The following is a 17,320-nucleotide window of genomic DNA, read 5'->3' as shown; positions in this document are numbered from 1 at the left end:
CGATGCGCACCCGCACCTGGGGGTCGAGCCCGTACTCCGGGAACTTTCCATCCCCTCCTCCACCTACTACCGCTGGCGACGCGCCGAGAAGGAGCCATGTGAGCGACGCCGCCAGGACGCCGAGCTGACGGGGAAGATCCGGCAGGTCCACGCCGACTCCGCCCGGTGCCGACGCTCCCGACGCCCCGCGCGTTGAGTCGGCTGCCGATACCGGACCGGCTGCTGAGTCGCCCTCGTGGCGTGAGATCGACTCTCCGATGCTGCCCACGATGATGAACCGCAAGCGCACCGTTGAGAAGCGCGACCAGGTCAAGAACATCCGTTTCACCCCGACCGCCGTACGCCTTATCGACGCAGCGGCCGAGCAGCGCGGTCAGCGCTTCGCCGGCTTCGTCGGCGACGCCGCGCTCGCCGCAGCCCTCGGCAAGCCGGGACTCGTCGGCAGTCCGGAGGACGACCCCGTTCGCCCACTGGTGGAGGCCATCGAGGCGCACATCAAGGCGTTGAATCGGATCGGCACCAACCTCAACCAAATCACTGGAGCCATCCACCGGGACACGCTCCCTGAACACACCCATGCTGTCCTGGATGCCGTCAACCAGACAGTCCAGCGCAGCTACGAACTGATGGACGAGATCATGGTGGAGGGCGCCCGCCATGGTGCCTGACGTCTCCACCGGCTCCGACACCCGTGGCCTGGTCGCCTACCTCTTCGGCCCGGGTCGGCGCGACGAGCACACCGATCCCCACATCGTCGCCGCCTGGGACATGGCCGGCGCTCCCGACCCCGGCCGTAATCCCGAGGTCAGCTACGCCAACCTCGCCAAGCGCCTCGACCATCACGTCGACCTGCGCGCCCGCGAGCTGGGCGGAACCAAGCCCGCGCAGCACGTGTGGCACTGCCCGATACGTACCGCCCCCGGTGACCGCTATCTGACCGACGCCGAGTGGGCCGAAGTCGCCCGCCGGGTGGTGGCCGCCACGGGCATCGCGCCCGAGGGTGATGAGAAGGGGTGCCGGTGGATCGCGGTGCGGCACGCGGACGACCACATCCATCTCCTCGCCACCACCGTGCGCGCCGACGGACGCCGCCCCCGCACGCATCGCGACGGCCAGCGCGCCCAGCAGGAATGCCGCAAGATCGAAGCTGAGTTCGGGCTGCGCCAACTCAAGTCCGGCGACCTCACCGCGCCCCGAACCCGCACGGGCGCCGAGCACGCCAAGGCCCAGCGCCAGGGTCAGCAAACCACCTCCCGCCAGTGGCTGCGCGAGCAGGCGTACACGGTGGCCGCCGCGGTGCGCACCGAGACCGAATACTTCACCGTGCTGGAATCTCTGGGCGTCAAGGTCAAGCCACGCATCGGCCCCGAGACAGGTGACGTGATCGGCTACAGCCTCGCCGCACCCGGCGACAACAACGCCGACAACGCACCTGTCTGGTACGGCGGCTCCATCCTCGCTCCCGACCTGTCCATCAACCGCTTGCGCGAACGTCTCGCCACCCAGGACGTGGCCGATCGCCCACAAGGAATGGCGGGCCCGGCCGAAGTGTGGCGCCGCGCCGAATCCGCCGTACGCACGGCCCGCACCGTCCTCGACTCGGACGACGACCCCGCCGCCCAGGGCCACCTGGATGCTTTTGGCGACACCCTGCACAACCTGGCCCTCGCCACCAAGGGACCGGCCCGGAGCGAGCTTCAGGCAGCAGCAATGGCGTTCGACCGTGCCCGCCGTTCAGCTACCCGAGCGAACCATCAAGCCGCCAGCGCCCTGCGCCACGCCGCCAAAGACCTCGCCCACGCGTCCAGCGAGCCGGGCGGTATCGCCATCGCCCTGGTCTTCGCCGCCTTCCACCTGGCCCGCGCCGCCGCCAAGTGGCACGAGCAGCGCGGCCACGAACAGCAGGCCGCAGCAGCGGTCCAGGCGGGATCCCTCCTCCAAGCAGAGTACGAGAGGGCGTCCACACCGGTACTGGCCGACCTTGCCCGGCGCTCCCCCAGTCCCAAGGTCGCCGAGCGGTATGCCGAGGTCGTCCGCCAGGCTCTGCCGAGTGACGCCGACCGAATCCTGAGCGACGCCGCTTGGCCCGCTCTCGCCACCACCATCGCGAAGGCCGAAACGGCGGGCCACAACCCGCGCCGCCTACTCACAGAGCTGGGATCGGAACGCGAACTCAAGACGGCCAAGTTCCCGGCTCAGGTACTGATCTGGCGCGTCACCGCACAACCCAACAGGCGTCAGGCGGCGGCAGCCATGCGCAGCAACTCGTCCGAGGCGATCCGCTCCAGCACAACCTCGCCGCCTGTCTCCGCTGTCACCTCGTCACAGGCTGTCTATGGGGAGCGACACCGTCTCGGTGGCCGGTAGCGGGCCGGAGGCCCGAGCAGCCTTCCTCGCCGGTATCCCATCAGTCCTGTGCGCTTCACGCTAGAGCGCGAGGTCAAGCGCCTGTGGCAACCGCAGATCCGGGCGAAGGCAAGGAAGAAGGCGGCCTCCACCGACGGCCTAGTTGTCTCCACCCGCGCCCGCTTCGGATTCACCGCAGCCCCGGGCACCACCGACGTCGCCCGCATCCGCGACATCACTCAGGCCCTCCCGCCTGTCTACGCCGCCCGCCTGTTCACCGCCTGGGAGCAGGGCGCCACCGAACAGCAGCTCCAGCACATCGCGGCCGAAAGCCTCGCGCAGATGTACTTCCGCGCCAACAACATCCGCGCGCACGGCCTGGGCGTGGAGTTCACCGACGTGGAATACATCCATATCGAGCTGTAGGACTCCCCATAGCGTCTCGGTTCCTGTCATCTGCGGGTGGCGGGAGCCGAGACGGCCCCTTGCCGAGGGGCTTTTTCGGCCGCAGCTCGCGCATTCAGGTCAACATGCCATCAACAAGCGGAATTTTCATGTCCAATTCGCCAATTGGTAATCTCGTGTCGCCAGCCTCACCCGAAGCGCGTCGATCACCAGGTATGTTTCTTCGGAAATGTGAGGTTTTACGTGCGAAGACGTCATTACCCGTATCGGGGGTTACTCGCGGCGGCGGCTGTCGGAGTACTCACGCTGACCACCCTGACCGCGGCCCAGGCGGCGCCGGCACCGCTCACCGATCCGGCTGAGGCGGCCGCGCTTGCCGAGCAACTGGGCAACGAGCGCACGGCCGGCGTCTACTACCGGAACGAACGACTCGTTGTCGCGGTCACCGATCAGGATGCGGCAGAAACCGTGCGAAGCGCTGGGGCGGTAGCGGAGGTCGTCCCGCACAGCACGGCCGAGCTCGACTCCGTCAAAGCGAAACTGGATCAGCTGCCAGGGATTCCCAACACTGCCTGGAGTGTCAACCAGAGCAGTAACCGGGTGGACGTAAAGATCTACGACGGGGTTTCCGAAGCCGACAAGGCTCGAATTGAGAATTCCGTTTCCGCATACGGAGATACAGTCGACATAACGGAACACTCTGGCAAGATCGAATCGGCTGCCTACGCCATGCGCGGCGGCCTGGGCATAACGTCGGCAGACATCCCCGGCTGGATCATGACCTGCAGTGCCGGGTTCAACGTGCAGAACGCCAGCGGCAAGAAGTACATGCTCACAGCAGGACATTGCATGGGGGACGGCGCTGTCAACTGGCGCCGTAGGAGCGGGGATATTCCCCTCGGAAGGGCCGTCGACTGGACCTACGGGAACGACACGGAGCAGTCCGACTACGGGGTAGTGGAGTACAGCAACAGCAACGTCACCCCGTACGGGACGATCCAGTACAAGGACGGCTCGACAGGGCAGATCTCGCGCTCCGCCTCTGCATTCGAGGGGGAGAAGGTGAAGCGCATAGGGACCATGAGCCAGGACCTGGATGGCATGGTGCTCGCGACGAACGCGACGGTCACCTATAACGATGGCACCACCCTCCGCCACATGATCGAGGCGAGTAACTGCGGCAAGCATGGCGACAGCGGAGGGCCCCTCTTCAGCGGCGAGACGGCACTGGGCATCGATTCAGGCGGCAACTATCTCGACGAGCCCTGCGGAAATTCGGACCCCCAACAGGATCGCTCCAGTTGGTACCAGCCGGTATATACAGTGCTCCTCTGGGAGGGGCTGAAGGTCTATTAGATCACGCACCATCCCTCGCCGCCTGCGGCATGTACGCAGATGCAGCAGGCGGCGCGGGAGGCTGTGAGTGAACCCGGACGCGCCCCTGCGCGTCGAAGGTGTCGACCGGGGTCAGCACCAGGCGTTGAGAATCTCCGCGTCATGCATTCAGCAGGGAATCCGTTGTTGCTCCTCAAGAAAGAGGACTCCATGCATACGTACGCGAAGCGCCTCGCCAGCCTGCTGCTGGCACCTCTCCTGAGCACCTTCCTCCTCGTCGGCTGCGGCAACGATCAGAACGCCGACGACGTCCATGCGAAGAGTCAGTCGCCGCGGGAGCAGAAAGAGCGGGCCCGTCAGGTGGCCGACGCCTGGAAGGGGTCCACAGCCGCCGCTGCCTGGAACCGGGGCTACTACCCGATGGCCGACGTGATACAGAAGCCGGAATCCGGCTGGCGCACCGCGGCGGATCAGCGGGCCTACGAGACAGAGAACTTCGTCCTGCATGGCAATCTGCCGACCACTGCCACCGTGCACGGGAAGGTGGACTGGGGAAACGGCAAGACGCTGCCCCGTCCGCTGTGGGGGGCTGAGAAGGCGTATCAGTCGTTCGCCCGCAACCGCAGTGAAGGACCTCGGCTGACCGTGACGGGGGCGAGGCTCGGCACGACGACGATCATGACGAGCCGAGGCAGGGCGTCCGTGCCCGCTTGGCTCTTCACGCTGGAGGGCTACGACACCCCGCTCAAGCGTGTCGCCGTCACCCCGTCCAAGCTTCCGAGCTCGCCGATCGGACAAGCTCGGCAAGGGGCTGCGGGCAGTCTCAAGCATGTCGCCCGACTGGTCGGAACAGCGATGAACGGCCGATCCATCACGGTGAACGCCACACACGGAGCCTGCGACGATGGCCCCGTCGTCAAGGTGCTGGAGACGGGCGAGAGCGTAGTGCTGTACGCATCTGCCGCGGGGTCACGAAGCGGTCCCTGCAACGCCGAGATGATAGGACAGAGTGTGAAGGTGCAGCTGAGGAAGCCGCTCGGTGACCGCATTCTCCTGGACGCCCTCAGCGGCCGGCCAGTGCCGCACGGAGAGCCCGGCGGGCTGTCACCCAGCTGGACTTAGGGCGGCTCGCTGACGATTCCGCTCGACCCTTCAGCCTCCAGCAGGAGTCCGGGTGGGTGAGCTGACCGCACTGCGCTCAAGGCAGAGGCGAAGCCGGTCCTCGGCCGAGGACACTGCCCGCATCAGGTCACCTCGCAGGGGTGCCGGTACTGTCCCTGCATCGAGTCCAGCGGTGCGGACCAGATTGGTCAGGGCTCGGCGCTGGCTGGCCGTCATCGCGCGGCGAAGCTGTGCGTGGGTGAGAGCGTCTCGGGCCACGTAGCCATCCACCTTGGCCATGGCGAGGATGTTCGCCTGCAGCGGGGATATCTGCACGCTGGTGTGGGCCGCTGCCAGGATCAGCGCGGTGATGCCAACCCGGGCCCGGAAGAGGGTCGCGCCGGGGGCGGGTTGCTGTTGCAGGGCGAGCGCTTTGATGAGCATGCCATCGATGTACGTGATCGGTACGCAGTCGGCGGCGTTCCGGCACAGGGTGTAAAGGAGGCTCTGGACGGCTTCTTCCCAGGGCTCGGCGGGTCGGCTGCCCTCGACCAGGGCACTCGCTTCGTCGTGCTTTCCATTCTCTGCGAGGGCGAGGATGGTGATCTGTCGGCCGTCGAGGAGCCGGGCCCCGACGCCACGGTGGGCGGCTGCGGCATCGGCGGCTTCGCGCCAGCGGCCGGCCTGGGTCAGTGCGCGGGTGCCGTCGGCGAGGAGTGCCGCCCACACCAGGGTGCAGACGGTCTTGTGAACGTCCGCGGTACCGGTGACCGTGTGCAGATTGACGGTTCGGCCGTTGATCTCGGTTGAGGTCTGGGCACGGGCGGCGCGGAAGAGGCCGTCGAGCATGGAGTAGGCACTGTTGCCGTCGCCCTCGCGGATGATCTGCCTGATGATGTTGAGGATCGGCTGGAGAGCGAGCTTCACTGCCCATGAGGGAAGCGGCCGGGCCTGCTCGAATACCGCGTACTGGGACCAGCACAGGGCGCGGGCGAGGTCGGGTACTGCGCAGTCGGAGGCGATGAGCGCTGCCTTGTTGCAGATCTCGGCAGCGCGGGTGGCCTGCTGGTGGATGTCTCCGATGGCGGGCTGCGCGGCCAGGTCCGTCAGCTGGTGAATGCGGGCCGTAAGAGGGAGCGCGGGCGGGCGGGGCCGCTGGATGAGCGGGAACCAGGCCAGGAGCCGGTCGTTCATGCCGGGACTCCTGGCGCGCTTGGGGCCTCGATGGTCGGGTCAGGGCCGAAGACGACGGCTTTGGCGTTGGCAGCGAGGGTGGCCTGGGTCGCGTGCGGGAGCCCGAGCCGGTTGAAGGCGAAGATAATGTGGTGGGCCAGAACGGCGCGCAGTCCGCGGTGCAGCCGGCCAGCGGCGACGAGGGTGGCGAGGTCGTGGCCTGTGGTGGTGAAGGCTTGCGGCCAGGCGGCCGGGAGGGGCAGCGAGGCCCCTTCGCGGGTGAGCTGGGTGATGTCCGCGGTCATCAGATGGCGCAGGCCGTCCCGCAGGGTGTTCAGGCGGTCGGCGGGCTGGGGTTGGGGAGGGTCGCGGTGGTCGGCCACGCGAGCCCAGACATCGCCCTGCTCGTACCAGTCGAGGCCGGCGGCGCGGAGCAGCGCGGTGCACAGCAGGATCGTCAGCTCGCGACGGCGCGGCCGGTCGGGGTGGCGGGTGAGGTGGGCGATCAGGTGGTGGCTGTCGAGGTGGAAGAGCCGGTGGGCGGCATTCATGGCCTCCGTTCCGCCGAAGGCATGGGTTTCCGGCTCGTAGATCACCGGAGTGATGGCGGTGATGTGCTGGTCGCGCTGGAGAGGGCTAAGGGCGGCAAGGAGGTACTTCTCGGCCATGGGCCGGTCGCCGGGGGGCTGGTAGCGGATGCGCCAGTGGGGGGCTTTGCGGAGGAAGAACCAGGGGCCGATGAGGCGGGCGGTCTCGGCGGCGGCCAGGAGCGGGGCGAGATGGGTGAGCGCTGTGTGCTCGGCGCCGGCCCAGTCGGGGAAGGCGATGTTGATCTGCCGCCAGGAGGTATCCATACGGGTTCGGCTCCGTCTCGTCTATGCCAGGAGGAGGAAGGCGTCCCAGCCGGATTTCGGGGCGGTGTTGGTGCCGAGGGTGTGCAGAGCGAGCGCGGTACCGGCGGCGCCGTCCAGGAGTTCGGGGTCGCGCTGCTTGAGGTAGGTGATCTGGCGTGTGAGCCGGACGGTCAGGCGGGGCAGTTCGGCAGTGAGGGCGGGACTGGTCGCGTCAGTGGCCATGCGCCAGGCGGCCTGGAGCAGCCCGGCGGTTCCGTGGCAGAGTCCGGTCTCGGTGAGCATGTCCAACTGGTTGGTGTCCTTGAGGGTGGTGAGCATGGCGTGCTCGGCGGTCTGCTGGCGGGCCAGGTCGCCCAGGGCCATGCCCGCGAGTTGCTGGGCGCGGGCGGTGCCCGCGATGCCGTAACACCACGAGGGCCTCGGCCGCAGCGACGGATCGACCTGGTAGCGCCGGGCCTGGTCGAGGGTGATGAAGCCTGGCCACCAGGGGCCGGTGGCGTCGTGCTGGCGCCACCAGTCGGTCCAGGCACAGATCCGTTCCACCGCATCGCGAGTGCCGCGGGCGGACGGGCCGTCAAGAAGGGTCAGGGAGAGCAGTGCGAGGACGGAGCCGATGCCGTGGGCCATGCCGAAGTTCCCGTGGCCCCCGGGATAGTCGGGTCTGGCTTCTCCGTTGGGTGCCACACCGGTCCACCACGCTGGGAGCCCGTGTTCCTGGGGGCGGGGTTCTGTCAGGCGTACCAGGTAGGCAAGGACGTCGGCGGTGATCGGGTGATCTGGGTGACGTTTGAGATGGTAGGCGCCCAGCCCTGCGAGGCCGCGGATCACGTCGAACTCCTTCATCGCCGGGACCTCGCCACGATCGATGCGGGCGTGGGCCTGGGCCAGGCGCTGGCGGGTGACGGTGATCGTGGCGTCGTCCAGCTTCTTCAGGGCGCGCTGGTACCGGCTGGAATCTCCTGCGGCGGCGTTCATGGCGAACGCCAGGGCCGGGGCTCCCATGAAGAGGCTGGCGTTCGCGGCGGCGGTCAGGTCGCCAGCGGCGGCCGAGGCCAGCCAGGTGTGCACGGTGTCCCAGTCGCCCCGGCCGCAGTGGGCGCGTTCGATGTGGAGCAGGGCGATGCCTGCGGCGCCGCCCGCCAGCGACTGCGGCCACGCCCGTCCGCCCGGCGGTGCCGTATCCCAGGCGGTGTGCGGGTCGGAGAACTCCATGGCAAGGGCGTCAGCCAGGGCCAGAGCCTGCGGTATCGGCCTCACGATGCTCCCCGGGTCGCGCGGGCGGTCCAGCTGAGGGCTGCGGCACGGGCCAGGTGCACGCAGCGGCGTTCGGCCTCCATGTCGAGGCCGGCCATGCGGGTGTGGTGCAAGTGCAGCAGCTCCGGAAGCAAGACGGTCGCCGTGGCCACTTCCCCGGCCGCGAGGGCAGTGCCGTAGGCGGCCAGCGCATCGCGTCGCCGCGTCCACCGGGCGATAACCTCCTCGCCCCCGGGCTGCCGGGCCAGGTCGGTGCGGTCGTGCGGGTTGGCCAGGGTGATCGCCTCGTCGTAGAGGCTGCGATCCGGTGCCGTGCCGCTGCTCTGGGAGCGGTCGATGAGCCACTGCATGGCCTCGTCAGGGTCGCCGATCAGGCCGATGGCCAGGTCGAGCATGCTGGCTGCGGTCAGAGCCCGCTGGTCGGGCCCGTCCTTGGCCGTGCAGGCGGCCAATTGCGCGGCGGCGGTCTCGGAGTCCGCCGCGAAATACGCCTCGGCGGCCTCCCACGCCTGGGGGCCTCCGAAGCGGGCGGTCTCGGGGAAGTCGGTGTCCCACTGCACCCGGGCCAGAAGCCCGGCCTGGCGCAGTCTCCGCGTCCAGGCGCCGATCTCCGTGGCGGCGTCGGCGTTTTGGGCATCAGGGACGATCAGGCGCAGCCGCAAGTGATCGTCAGGGTCGCGGTAGGGCAGGAACCACCACCGCGCCTCCTCGCGCAACCGGTGGATCAGGTCCGGCAGATGGCGGGTGAGGATGTCGACGTGGCGGTCGCGGTGCGCGTAGAGCTTGATGAGAAACCGCCCGTCGCAGCCGGGCAGACGGCCGTGCTCGCGCCCCGCCACCGGGGCGGCGTGCAGCCAGTGCGGCGCCTTGGCGGGGTTACCGGTGGAGGTGAGCGGGATGACGACTTCGTGAGGGTGTCCGTCGATCCAGCCCGCGTCGGCGGCGGTCTCGGCACGCAGAACCGCTGTGCCGTCGCGCCGTATCTGGGTGTGCAGCAAGGCCCGGTGTGAGGGCTCGGCCAGATCCAGGCGGAGGCGCTGGTCGCCGTCTCCCAGGTAGACGGTGCTCGGCACTGCGGCCAGCTCGCGCCATGCGGACAGGGACCGGTCCCACTGCCCCCAGTCAGCTGCGGGGCCGGCGAGGTCGTCGGCGGTGAGCCGCCAGCGGGCCGGGGAGAGGATCGTGCGTCCGTGGCGCAGCGCGGGCAGAAACGGCAGGCCGGACGCGGCTCCCCAGTCGAAGGTGGTACACGGGACGCTCAGCGCGTTGGTGGCTTCGGTGAGGAACCGCACCAGCGGATGGGTGCGGCGGGTCGCTTCCACAGCGTTCATGGTCACGAACTCCAGCGGCCGGTGCCGCGACCTCGATATCAGGTACAGGCGGTGGGCATTCGCGGTGACGGCGATGTCCTCCACGGAAACCAGGTCCGTGCCGCCGAGGTCGTGGCACTCGCCGAAGCGGACGGCGGTGGGCATCACCTGCGAGGTCCGGGCGACGTTCTCGGTGCCCGCATACAGCGGGGGCGCACAGACCTGGACGGTCAGCGCGTTCTCGGTCGCGGTGGACGCCGTCGCGTACGCCGCCGCCATCCGCTCCCGGTCTCCGGCATCGAGCAGGCTCAGGAATCTGCCGCTCGTCGTCCCGGCGGACCGCGAGACCCCCACGACCGCCAGCGTGAACTCCCCCGCGTCGAGGGCTCGCAGGCTGGGGGCGCCGACACGCAGGGTCAGTTCCGTCGTCGGCTGGATATCCGTCTCAGGGGCAATCTCGGCGAGATCGGTGACCATGGCGTCGTCCAGCACGATCTCATGCTGGCGGTACATGGCCGCGTTCTGCGCGAGCGTCAGCAGCTTGGAATCCCGCTCGCTCAAAGCCGCAGGGGCCGGGGCGGGTGTGCCTCCGAGGAAACCAGCCGGGTAGCCCAGTCCCGTGTCGCTGTCCACAGCGTCCAAGAGGGGCACCACGGCGCGCGGACCATAGCGCTCCAGGAAGCGGCCGTGCCAGGCCACCCAGGCACGGGAGAGCGCGGGGCGGCCGGAGAGCCGGATGAGCGCGGTGGCCACCCGTGCGGCCTCGGCCGCGACCGCACGAGGGAGCGTCACTTCGGCATCGAGGCGCAGATCTACCGACAGCACCGGCCCGGAGGCCGGGCTGAGGTCGCGCATCACGGCAGTGGCCTCGGCGCGCTGCTTCTCGGCGAAAGCCACGTCGGTGGTGTGATTGTGCCGCCCCAGCGCGCGGGCGATCTCGCGCAGCTTCGCCGGGGGCTCCTGCGGCGCGGCACTGTCCTCGACTGTCGTGACGTCGAGCACGGTCAGCACGTGAGCGAGCGGGTCCGTCGCCGTGACCGCCGGCCGGAGGTCTGTGACCAGGAGACGCTGGGCGATCAAGCCCGCCAGAAGCTGGGCGATGGTCGGAGCGGGGACGTGGGGGAAGTCGGCGGCCAGTTTGGCCGCAAGGTCCTCAAGTGCGGATGGGGGCGCGGGCGGCGTCCAGTGCCGCCTTGACGGGGGTGGTGAGGCGAACCCGCACGTGCGACGGGGCCCCGCCCAAGCTGCCCGCAGGGCGGTGTTCCAGTACCACATGGCCGTCCCGCTCGACCGCGAGCGGATGAGCCTGGACCGTTAAGCGGGGCTGGAGCCCTCGGTCGGCTTCCAGGCGTTCGACCACCGTCGTCAACCAGATGGCGTCCGGCCTGGCGACGGCCCGGTGACCGGTACCGATGAGGACCGCCGACCCTGTGTCGATGCGAGCTGGCGCCACTCCGGCGAAGAGACCGAAGGGTGTGGCCCGGCCCGAGGCGCGCAGCACATAGCGCATAACCGCCACGACCGCTTTGCGGACGGCAGGCTCGGGCAGTTGCCGACCATGGCAGATCTGCCGTACGCGGTGTGCCAGCACCGGGCTGGCCTGCTCCAAAGCGGCGGCAAAGCCGGGCATCCGCAGGGTCTGCTCCAGCCACGGCCGCCACGACGCCGCCCCGCCTTCTTCGCCGGTCAGATCGGGCCAGAACGGGATGCGGCGATCGGGTGACCAGACCGCTGCGCGCAGCACAGCCGCATCGATGAACTCGTACACCGACACCCCCATCAGCCTGTGGTGTCCGGCCGCGATTGCGGCCGGACACCATGGTTGGAGAACCCGGATCGCCTACGGGCAGGTCGTCTGGCAGGCGGACTCGCAGGTCTGACCGCAGCCGTCATCGGTCATCTGGATAAGCCGGTCGGCCTCGGGGCCGGACTCGACGATGGAGACGTCCAAGTCCCAGCCGTCGACGTCTCCCTCCGGGCCCTCTACTGCTGCGGGAACCGTAGCCACCATTTCCTCGGACTGCACGGACACAACAACCTCCCTTGAGAGTTGGGTGGTGCACACAGCCCCGCCCGGAGGCTCCCCCGGGCGGGGAGCCTATGACCAGGAGATCTCGACAGCTCCGAGCCGCTTCGCCACGACCTCGGCAGACGGCTCGGCCGCTCCTGCGGGCATCGGCACGTATCGGATGCGGGCGGCACCGCGCCGCCGGTGGTCCGACGCCCACCGCCGCAGCAGCTCCACGTATCGCCTGGCGACCGTCTCTGCCTCGGGTCCGTGGGCGAATACCCCGGTTTCGAAGCCGCCGGTCTCCTCGTTGGGCCGCTTGGTTCGGTAGGCGAAGCTGCCCCCGACGACCAGAGCCGGGACACCACGCGTCACTGACAGAGCGAGCACACCCTGGTCGGCCAGTTGTTTGCTGCCGTGCAGCATCACCATCTCCGGCGTGCTGGTCGCCAAGAACAGCTCCAGCTCATCAGGCATGTCGAACGCGGCGCCGGACCAGAGCTCCAGTCGCGGCGCGTGCACGGCGGCGGCCAGGGCTTCGGTGTCGAACTCCTGGCGCTGGTCGTCGAGCTGAAGAGCGATCGCGTCCGTGATCGGGACAAGTCGCTCGGTGTAGGCGCCACTCCCCTGCATCGGCACGAAGCCGCACAGCCGATAGCTGGTGCTGACAAGCCCGGTGTCGTCACGGTCGAACGCGATCGACCGTGTGATCCCCCGCATGCGCAGCGGGACGACGATCCTGCCTCGCTCGGACATCTGCTCCCGCCACGCCGACGGGATGTCCCATGCTCCCGCTGTGACGATGATTCGGTCGAACGGCGCCTGTGCGGGCACGCCGCTGTCGGCGTCGGCCAGCACCACGTGGACCCGGCCGTAGCCAGTCGCCTCCAGGCAGGCGCGGGCGCGTTCCACGATCTCCGCGTCGATGTCGGCGGTGACCACCGTGCCAGCCTCGCCGACGAGTTCAGCGAGCAACGCGGCGTTGTAGCCGCCGGAGCCCACCTCGAGTACGCGCATTCCCGGCTCGATCGCGGCTTGCTCCAGCATCACCGCCTGGATGTGCGCAGCCGACAGTGAGCTCAGGGCGTTGCCCTCGTCGTCACGCTTGATCACCAGAGCCTTGTTGGCGGCATACGCCGACTCCAGCGGCTCACCGTCCGCGAACAAGTGCCGAGGCACCGTCGCGACAGCCTTCGCGACCGCCTCGGACTGGAACACGCCCATCTCGTTCAGTTCGCTCACCATGGCCGCGCGGAGCGAGGCCGCTGTGTCGTCGGTTTCTCGGACCGTAGTCATGACATCACCCTAGACATCTGTGATCGCGATACGGGGACGGTTGGAGGAGCCAGATCCCGGCTCGTACGGGGCGGCAAAGTCGCGGAGGTTGACGCTGCTGCCGGGCGGGTGCTGGGTGCTGGTGGTGCGTCCTGTCCCGGCCGGTGGTGGTGGTCACCGGCCGGGACAGGACGGGTGGTGCTGCCTGCGCGGTCGTGGCGCGCGGGCTGGGCCGCCCTCGGGGGTGCGGGCGGCACGGCCGGTCCGCTGTCCTTCTTCGCGGCGGGCGGACCGGCGTCCGGGGCGTCCTCGGCGGACAGGGTGTCGGGAACGACGGCCGCGCTCGCGGCGAGCTGAGCGTCGCCCTGACCGGCGACGATGACGCCGAGGCCGAAGAGGTTCGCCGCGACCAGGACGATTCCGGCGAACGCGCCGTCCCCGTCCGTCCTCGGCAGGCGGTGGCGGGCGCTCATCCGTCCGCCGCCGCAGTGTCGGCCGGCGTGAGCAGCTCGGTCTGACGGATGAGGGCCTGGCGTTCGGTGCCGTCCGCCAGCCGCGCCCACAGGAAGGCGCGGTCCGCGTCCACCCCGGCATAACCGCTACCGAGCTGGACCACGGTGCCCTCGAATTCCTCCGGCTTCTCCTTGTCCCGGCGCTCGGGCGGTACGTAGGAGGTGGCGTGTACGCGGTCGCCGACCTGGAAGGGGCCTGTCTCCTGCCCGCTCATGCCGCATCGCCTCCCGCCACTCCCGCGGCCGGGGCGCCGGGGCGCTCCAGATCCAGGTAGACCTCGAAGTCCTCAGCGCTCCAGCTCGCCGGGGCGCCGTGCGCGGCGCGGAAGGCGACAGCCTCAGCGGCTATCGGGGCCGTCGCCTCCTTGTCCGAGAGGCACAGGAGCGTCGCCGGTTCGCTGGAGCTGGAGCGCGCGGACATGCTGCCTCCCAGGGGTGAGTCGCCAGTAGGGGTGGGCTGTCTGCCCCGATGAGGACGCGGGGGCAGGCGGACCCTTCGTGCCCGCCGGTGTCCGACTTCCGGAATTCGGGGGCTCGTTCACCGTGGCCGCAGGCATAGTGGGTCCGCAAGTGAAACCGCACCGAAAATGTCGTTGCAAGGAAAGTGGCACATGCCAGGGCAAGCGCATCGCTGTTTCAGTAAGCGCGTGCCGTGCCACACTCCGCACATCGCAGCGGCAGCGGACACAACCGCCGGGGAGGCAAGCGGGTGCCAGCACGAGCCAGACCAACAGCACGGCGCATCGAACTGGGTTACGAACTGAGAGAGTTGCGCAAGCAGGCCGACCTCACCCTGGAAGAGGCCGTCCACGGACTGCCGCTGTCGGACACCAAGCTCTACCGCGTCGAGACCGGGCTACAGGACCTGCGCAACGCAGGCGACCTGCGCAAACTCCTCGTCCGCTACGGCGTGGGTGAGGAAGAGGACATCGAGCGGCTGCTGGCGATCCAGCGCGCGGCCTCCAGCCGCGAGTGGTGGACCCAGTTCAAAGGCTCGATGCCCTCGGGCATGCCGCGCTTCATCGGCATCGAGTCCGCCGCCGTCGAGATACAGGCATTCCACCCCGTCGTGGTGCTCGGCCTGATGCAGACCGAGCGCTATGCGCGGGCGCTGTACGAGATCTCCAAGCAGGTCGAGGACACCACCAACGAGTTCATCGACCAGGGCGTCACCCTGCGGATGAAGCGCAAGGAGTACCTCACCCGGGACGAGGAACCCGGCAAGCTGTGGGCGATCCTGTACGAGCCGGCCTTGCGCTACCTCGTCGGCGGTCCGGATGTGATGCGCGAGCAGTACGACGAGATCACTAGGCTGGCCGCACTCGACAACGTGACCGTCCAGGTTCTCCCGCACTCCGTTCGCGGGTACGTCGCGGTGAACGACTTCAGCATTCTTCACCTCGGCGACACACTGCCGACCACGGCCCAGGTGGACAACGCGTGGGGCGCCTCGTCGGTCTCCGATACCCCGCGTGAAGTCGCAAAGTTTTCAAGGAAGTTCAACGCCCTGGTGGCGTCGTCCCTCCCGCCCGAGGACACCCCGAAGTTCCTCCACCAACTATCGCGAGAGATCACGGAATGACCACACACACCCGCAACCTCACAGCCCCCGACCTGGACGGTGTGGCCACCTGGTTCAAGTCCTCCTACAGCAGCGGATCCGGCAACAATTGCGTGGAGGTTGCCGACCTGACCCACACCGCCCACAGCGCGATCGCCATCCGCGACTCGAAGGACCCCAACGGCCCCATCCTGCTGATCGAGCCCGAGCACTTCGCAGCCCTCGTCGAGGGGGTACGCGACGGGCACCTCACCACCTGATCCCACCGGCCCTGGCACGCGCTGGCCGAGCCGAACGGTTCCAGAGCTCGGACCGGCCAGCCCTGTTCCCCACCTCGCTCTGCGGCAAGCGCCCAGCGAGGTGCGAAGCGTCGATGAGCTGGCCAACATCGAGGACGGCCCCCTCACCGCCTCCTCCTTCGAAAGCCGTGGGTCTGCCAGCCGGTTATGACTGGCAGACCTGCGTGGACGGTGGATCACGCGAGGCGGCAGTTCACGGCGCATCGGCGTCGTTTCTCGGACAGTTCCTCACCCCGTCCTATTGGCCGCGCGGCGTGCTCTGTCATCCTGAACAGTCGTCGATAGGGAATCGCGACACGGATGCCCGTGGCGTAGAACGCGAAGGGATGATGGCCAGGATGCCGGTGGCGGAGGCGTGTTTGTGGGGGCTCCTGGGAGCCGCCCTCATTGAGGGCCTGGACCTCTACACGGCCATCCACACCACCGACGGTTGGCCGTGGAAGAAGAAGGGGCAGCCGGCCATCGCCCCGTACCTGACAGCCCTGGTGATCAGACTCGGCGTCGGAACGGGCCTGACGGCCGCGTTCGCAGCCTCTCAGCAAGTCGCCGGAGCACTCGCCGCCGTGACCGTCGGCATCGCAGCGCCCAAGATCCTGCAACAATTGGCCAAACAGGGCCTCGCACATCAAGCTCTAGAACCCCCTCCCGCCACGGCGCCACCAGTAGCCCAAGGGCAGGATGCCGGAGCACAACCGCCTGGCTCCAGCACGGACCAGCAAGGAGGACAGGTCGGTGCGCACTGACTCATTCTCGGCCCAAGTGCTCGGCAACCTGGCACGCACGTCACCTCCCTTCCCTCCAGAACCAGCGCACGAGCCCGCACGGGCCCCTCGCGCCCGCCCCTTCCGTTCGTGGCTGATGCACGCGCTGGCCTTCGCCCCGGTAAGCGACGACACGGCCCACCAGGATGAAATGCGTGTCTCCGCGCGCAGTGCCGACCGATCGGCCCCGCCGTACGCCCAGACGACACACGCGAAGAGGCGAGCCCCCGCGACGCAGCCCTCAGAACGGGGGACCTCCGTCCCGCCAGCGCCCGCAGAGATGATTGCCCGAGCCCGCCACGCTCTGGAGTCCGCCCCCGCCTGGGAAAGCCCCCTCCAGCAGTACGCAGCCATCCATCATGCGGCTCTGTATGCCGCAAGCGCTGTACTTGCCGTCAGAAAGCGGCCAGAGCATAAGCTCGGACGCCGCTCACGCACCCGGAAAGCCTGGGACGTGCTACCCGAAGTCGCCCCAGACCTGTCTGAGTTCGCTACATACTTCGACAAGACCACGATCAAGTCGGTCCGCGCTGAGGCTGGCATTCCCGGCGCCATCGACACCCACGAACTCGAAGACCTGCGTCTGATGGCTACGCAGTTCATGCGCCAGGTGGAAGCGCTCGAAGATGTCAAGCGCGCCACCAGAGCGCAGACGGGCGACGAGGGCGGTGCTACGACGATGCGCCGGACCAGCTGACCGGAAATCCATGAGCCCGCAACCGCAGGCTGTGCCGTCTCTCGTTGACGCGCTGCCGGGCGCGACGCTCAGCGGAACGGATTCCGTACACATGAGGACGGGAAGCCCTGCGAACACGTGGCAACTACGGAGAGGAGTTTCCCCAGGCCAGGCCACCGCGAGTGACGTTTGCGCAGGTCATCGCCTTGATCAGGGAAAACTCCTAAAGCGGGTGTCGCAGGTTCGAATCCTGCCGGGGGCACTACGCACTACCGCTCTGACCTGGGGCTTCTCCCCTAGGGAGGGCTCCTACTCGGCCTCGGGCCCCTCGTCCGGGGCCGTTTGCGTGAGCGGTGCGTGAGCGGACGGCGAGTCGATCTCCCGAATATCGCCCAACGGATCAGCATCATCCGGCACGGTCTCCGGGCCGGGCTTCTCCCCGTCATCGGA

The 17,320-nt window shown here is 68.7% G+C and carries 18 protein-coding genes and 2 pseudogenes; 10 read left to right on the top strand and 10 right to left on the bottom strand.

The window, feature by feature from the left end; genetic code table 11:
• The 6 genes and pseudogenes from LCH29_RS01835 to LCH29_RS01810 all read left to right on the top strand — a co-directional run.
• Nucleotides 1–196, top strand: a pseudogene (locus tag LCH29_RS01835) (hypothetical protein); the annotation flags it as partial.
• Nucleotides 150–668, top strand: a pseudogene (locus LCH29_RS01830) (hypothetical protein); the annotation flags it as partial. The pseudogenes LCH29_RS01835 and LCH29_RS01830, both read left to right, overlap by 47 nt.
• Entirely contained in the window at nt 658–2,367 is a 1,710-nt protein-coding gene (locus LCH29_RS01825; RefSeq protein ID WP_446459884.1) for a relaxase/mobilization nuclease domain-containing protein, read from the top strand. The pseudogene LCH29_RS01830 and the gene LCH29_RS01825, both read left to right, overlap by 11 nt.
• Before the next feature lie 39 nt (nt 2,368–2,406).
• The gene (gene tpg, locus LCH29_RS01820; RefSeq protein ID WP_446459894.1) at nt 2,407–2,772 is read left to right on the top strand and encodes a telomere-protecting terminal protein Tpg; all 366 of its coding nucleotides are present in this window, start codon (nt 2,407–2,409) and stop codon (nt 2,770–2,772) included.
• A gap of 222 nt (nt 2,773–2,994) precedes the next feature.
• Nucleotides 2,995–4,107 carry a S1 family peptidase gene (locus LCH29_RS01815; protein WP_446459883.1) on the top strand — a complete coding sequence of 371 codons (1,113 nt, stop codon included), beginning with the start codon at nt 2,995–2,997 and terminating at the stop codon, nt 4,105–4,107.
• Between the two features lie 141 nt (nt 4,108–4,248).
• A complete protein-coding gene (locus tag LCH29_RS01810) occupies nt 4,249–5,208 on the top strand; it encodes a hypothetical protein (protein WP_446459882.1) in 960 nt (319 codons plus the stop codon).
• 30 nt (nt 5,209–5,238) lie between these two features.
• On the opposite strand, the gene LCH29_RS01805 is transcribed toward LCH29_RS01810, so the two are convergent.
• The 10 genes from LCH29_RS01805 to LCH29_RS01760 form a co-directional block, all read right to left on the bottom strand.
• Nucleotides 5,239–6,381, bottom strand: a complete 1,143-nt coding sequence (locus LCH29_RS01805; protein ID WP_446459881.1) for a hypothetical protein — start codon at nt 6,379–6,381, stop codon at nt 5,239–5,241.
• Nucleotides 6,378–7,214, bottom strand: coding sequence for a thiopeptide-type bacteriocin biosynthesis protein (locus LCH29_RS01800; RefSeq protein WP_446459880.1), 837 nt, complete (start codon nt 7,212–7,214; stop codon nt 6,378–6,380). The genes LCH29_RS01805 and LCH29_RS01800 overlap by 4 nt, the downstream gene beginning before the upstream one ends.
• A gap of 21 nt (nt 7,215–7,235) precedes the next feature.
• A complete protein-coding gene (locus tag LCH29_RS01795; protein WP_446459879.1) occupies nt 7,236–8,471 on the bottom strand; it encodes a lanthionine synthetase C family protein in 1,236 nt (411 codons plus the stop codon).
• Nucleotides 8,468–10,915: a lantibiotic dehydratase gene (locus tag LCH29_RS01790; protein WP_446459893.1), complete on the bottom strand. Its 2,448-nt coding sequence runs from the start codon at nt 10,913–10,915 to the stop codon at nt 8,468–8,470. The genes LCH29_RS01795 and LCH29_RS01790 overlap by 4 nt, the downstream gene beginning before the upstream one ends.
• 16 nt (nt 10,916–10,931) lie before the next feature.
• Entirely contained in the window at nt 10,932–11,552 is a 621-nt protein-coding gene (locus LCH29_RS01785) for a lantibiotic dehydratase (protein WP_446459878.1), read from the bottom strand.
• 66 nt (nt 11,553–11,618) lie between these two features.
• Complete coding sequence (locus tag LCH29_RS01780; RefSeq protein ID WP_446459877.1) at nt 11,619–11,810, bottom strand: FxLD family lanthipeptide; 192 nt, start codon at nt 11,808–11,810, stop codon at nt 11,619–11,621.
• Between the two features lie 66 nt (nt 11,811–11,876).
• Nucleotides 11,877–13,082, bottom strand: coding sequence for a methyltransferase, FxLD system (gene fxlM, locus LCH29_RS01775; RefSeq protein WP_446459876.1), 1,206 nt, complete (start codon nt 13,080–13,082; stop codon nt 11,877–11,879).
• A complete protein-coding gene (locus LCH29_RS01770) occupies nt 13,079–13,534 on the bottom strand; it encodes a hypothetical protein (protein WP_446459875.1) in 456 nt (151 codons plus the stop codon). The genes fxlM and LCH29_RS01770 overlap by 4 nt, the downstream gene beginning before the upstream one ends.
• Entirely contained in the window at nt 13,531–13,788 is a 258-nt protein-coding gene (locus LCH29_RS01765) for a hypothetical protein (protein ID WP_446459874.1), read from the bottom strand. Before LCH29_RS01765 ends, LCH29_RS01770 begins: the two co-directional genes overlap by 4 nt.
• Nucleotides 13,785–13,994 carry a hypothetical protein gene (locus tag LCH29_RS01760; protein ID WP_446459873.1) on the bottom strand — a complete coding sequence of 70 codons (210 nt, stop codon included), beginning with the start codon at nt 13,992–13,994 and terminating at the stop codon, nt 13,785–13,787. The genes LCH29_RS01765 and LCH29_RS01760 overlap by 4 nt, the downstream gene beginning before the upstream one ends.
• A gap of 288 nt (nt 13,995–14,282) precedes the next feature.
• On the opposite strand from LCH29_RS01760, the gene LCH29_RS01755 reads away from it, so the two are divergent.
• From LCH29_RS01755 to LCH29_RS01740, 4 genes are all read left to right on the top strand, one after another.
• A complete protein-coding gene (locus LCH29_RS01755) occupies nt 14,283–15,155 on the top strand; it encodes a helix-turn-helix domain-containing protein (protein ID WP_446459872.1) in 873 nt (290 codons plus the stop codon).
• Nucleotides 15,152–15,394: a DUF397 domain-containing protein gene (locus tag LCH29_RS01750; protein WP_446459871.1), complete on the top strand. Its 243-nt coding sequence runs from the start codon at nt 15,152–15,154 to the stop codon at nt 15,392–15,394. The genes LCH29_RS01755 and LCH29_RS01750 overlap by 4 nt, the downstream gene beginning before the upstream one ends.
• A 167-nt stretch (nt 15,395–15,561) precedes the next feature.
• Nucleotides 15,562–16,176: a hypothetical protein gene (locus tag LCH29_RS01745; protein ID WP_446459870.1), complete on the top strand. Its 615-nt coding sequence runs from the start codon at nt 15,562–15,564 to the stop codon at nt 16,174–16,176.
• On the top strand, nt 16,112–16,891 hold the full coding sequence (locus LCH29_RS01740) for an SAV_6107 family HEPN domain-containing protein (protein WP_446459869.1): 780 nt from the start codon (nt 16,112–16,114) through the stop codon (nt 16,889–16,891). Before LCH29_RS01745 ends, LCH29_RS01740 begins: the two co-directional genes overlap by 65 nt.
• The last annotated feature ends 429 nt before the right edge of the window (nt 16,892–17,320 follow it).

Source organism: Streptomyces sp. BRA346 (genome assembly GCF_052851135.1).
This window is presented reverse-complemented; position numbering and strand designations above follow the sequence as displayed.

Excerpts from the sequence above, each read along its gene's own strand:
- LCH29_RS01825 (WP_446459884.1), top strand. The coding sequence starts at position 658 with ATGGTGCCTGACGTCTCCACCGGCTCCGACACCCGTGGCCTGGTCGCC.
- LCH29_RS01810 (WP_446459882.1), top strand. The coding sequence starts at position 4,249 with ATGCATTCAGCAGGGAATCCGTTGTTGCTCCTCAAGAAAGAGGACTCC.
- LCH29_RS01805 (WP_446459881.1), bottom strand. The coding sequence starts at position 6,381 with ATGAACGACCGGCTCCTGGCCTGGTTCCCGCTCATCCAGCGGCCCCGC.
- LCH29_RS01800 (WP_446459880.1), bottom strand. The coding sequence starts at position 7,214 with ATGGATACCTCCTGGCGGCAGATCAACATCGCCTTCCCCGACTGGGCC.
- fxlM (WP_446459876.1), bottom strand. The coding sequence starts at position 13,082 with ATGACTACGGTCCGAGAAACCGACGACACAGCGGCCTCGCTCCGCGCG.
- LCH29_RS01770 (WP_446459875.1), bottom strand. The coding sequence starts at position 13,534 with ATGAGCGCCCGCCACCGCCTGCCGAGGACGGACGGGGACGGCGCGTTC.
- LCH29_RS01765 (WP_446459874.1), bottom strand. The coding sequence starts at position 13,788 with ATGAGCGGGCAGGAGACAGGCCCCTTCCAGGTCGGCGACCGCGTACAC.
- LCH29_RS01760 (WP_446459873.1), bottom strand. The coding sequence starts at position 13,994 with ATGTCCGCGCGCTCCAGCTCCAGCGAACCGGCGACGCTCCTGTGCCTC.
- LCH29_RS01750 (WP_446459871.1), top strand. The coding sequence starts at position 15,152 with ATGACCACACACACCCGCAACCTCACAGCCCCCGACCTGGACGGTGTG.
- LCH29_RS01740 (WP_446459869.1), top strand. The coding sequence starts at position 16,112 with ATGCCGGAGCACAACCGCCTGGCTCCAGCACGGACCAGCAAGGAGGAC.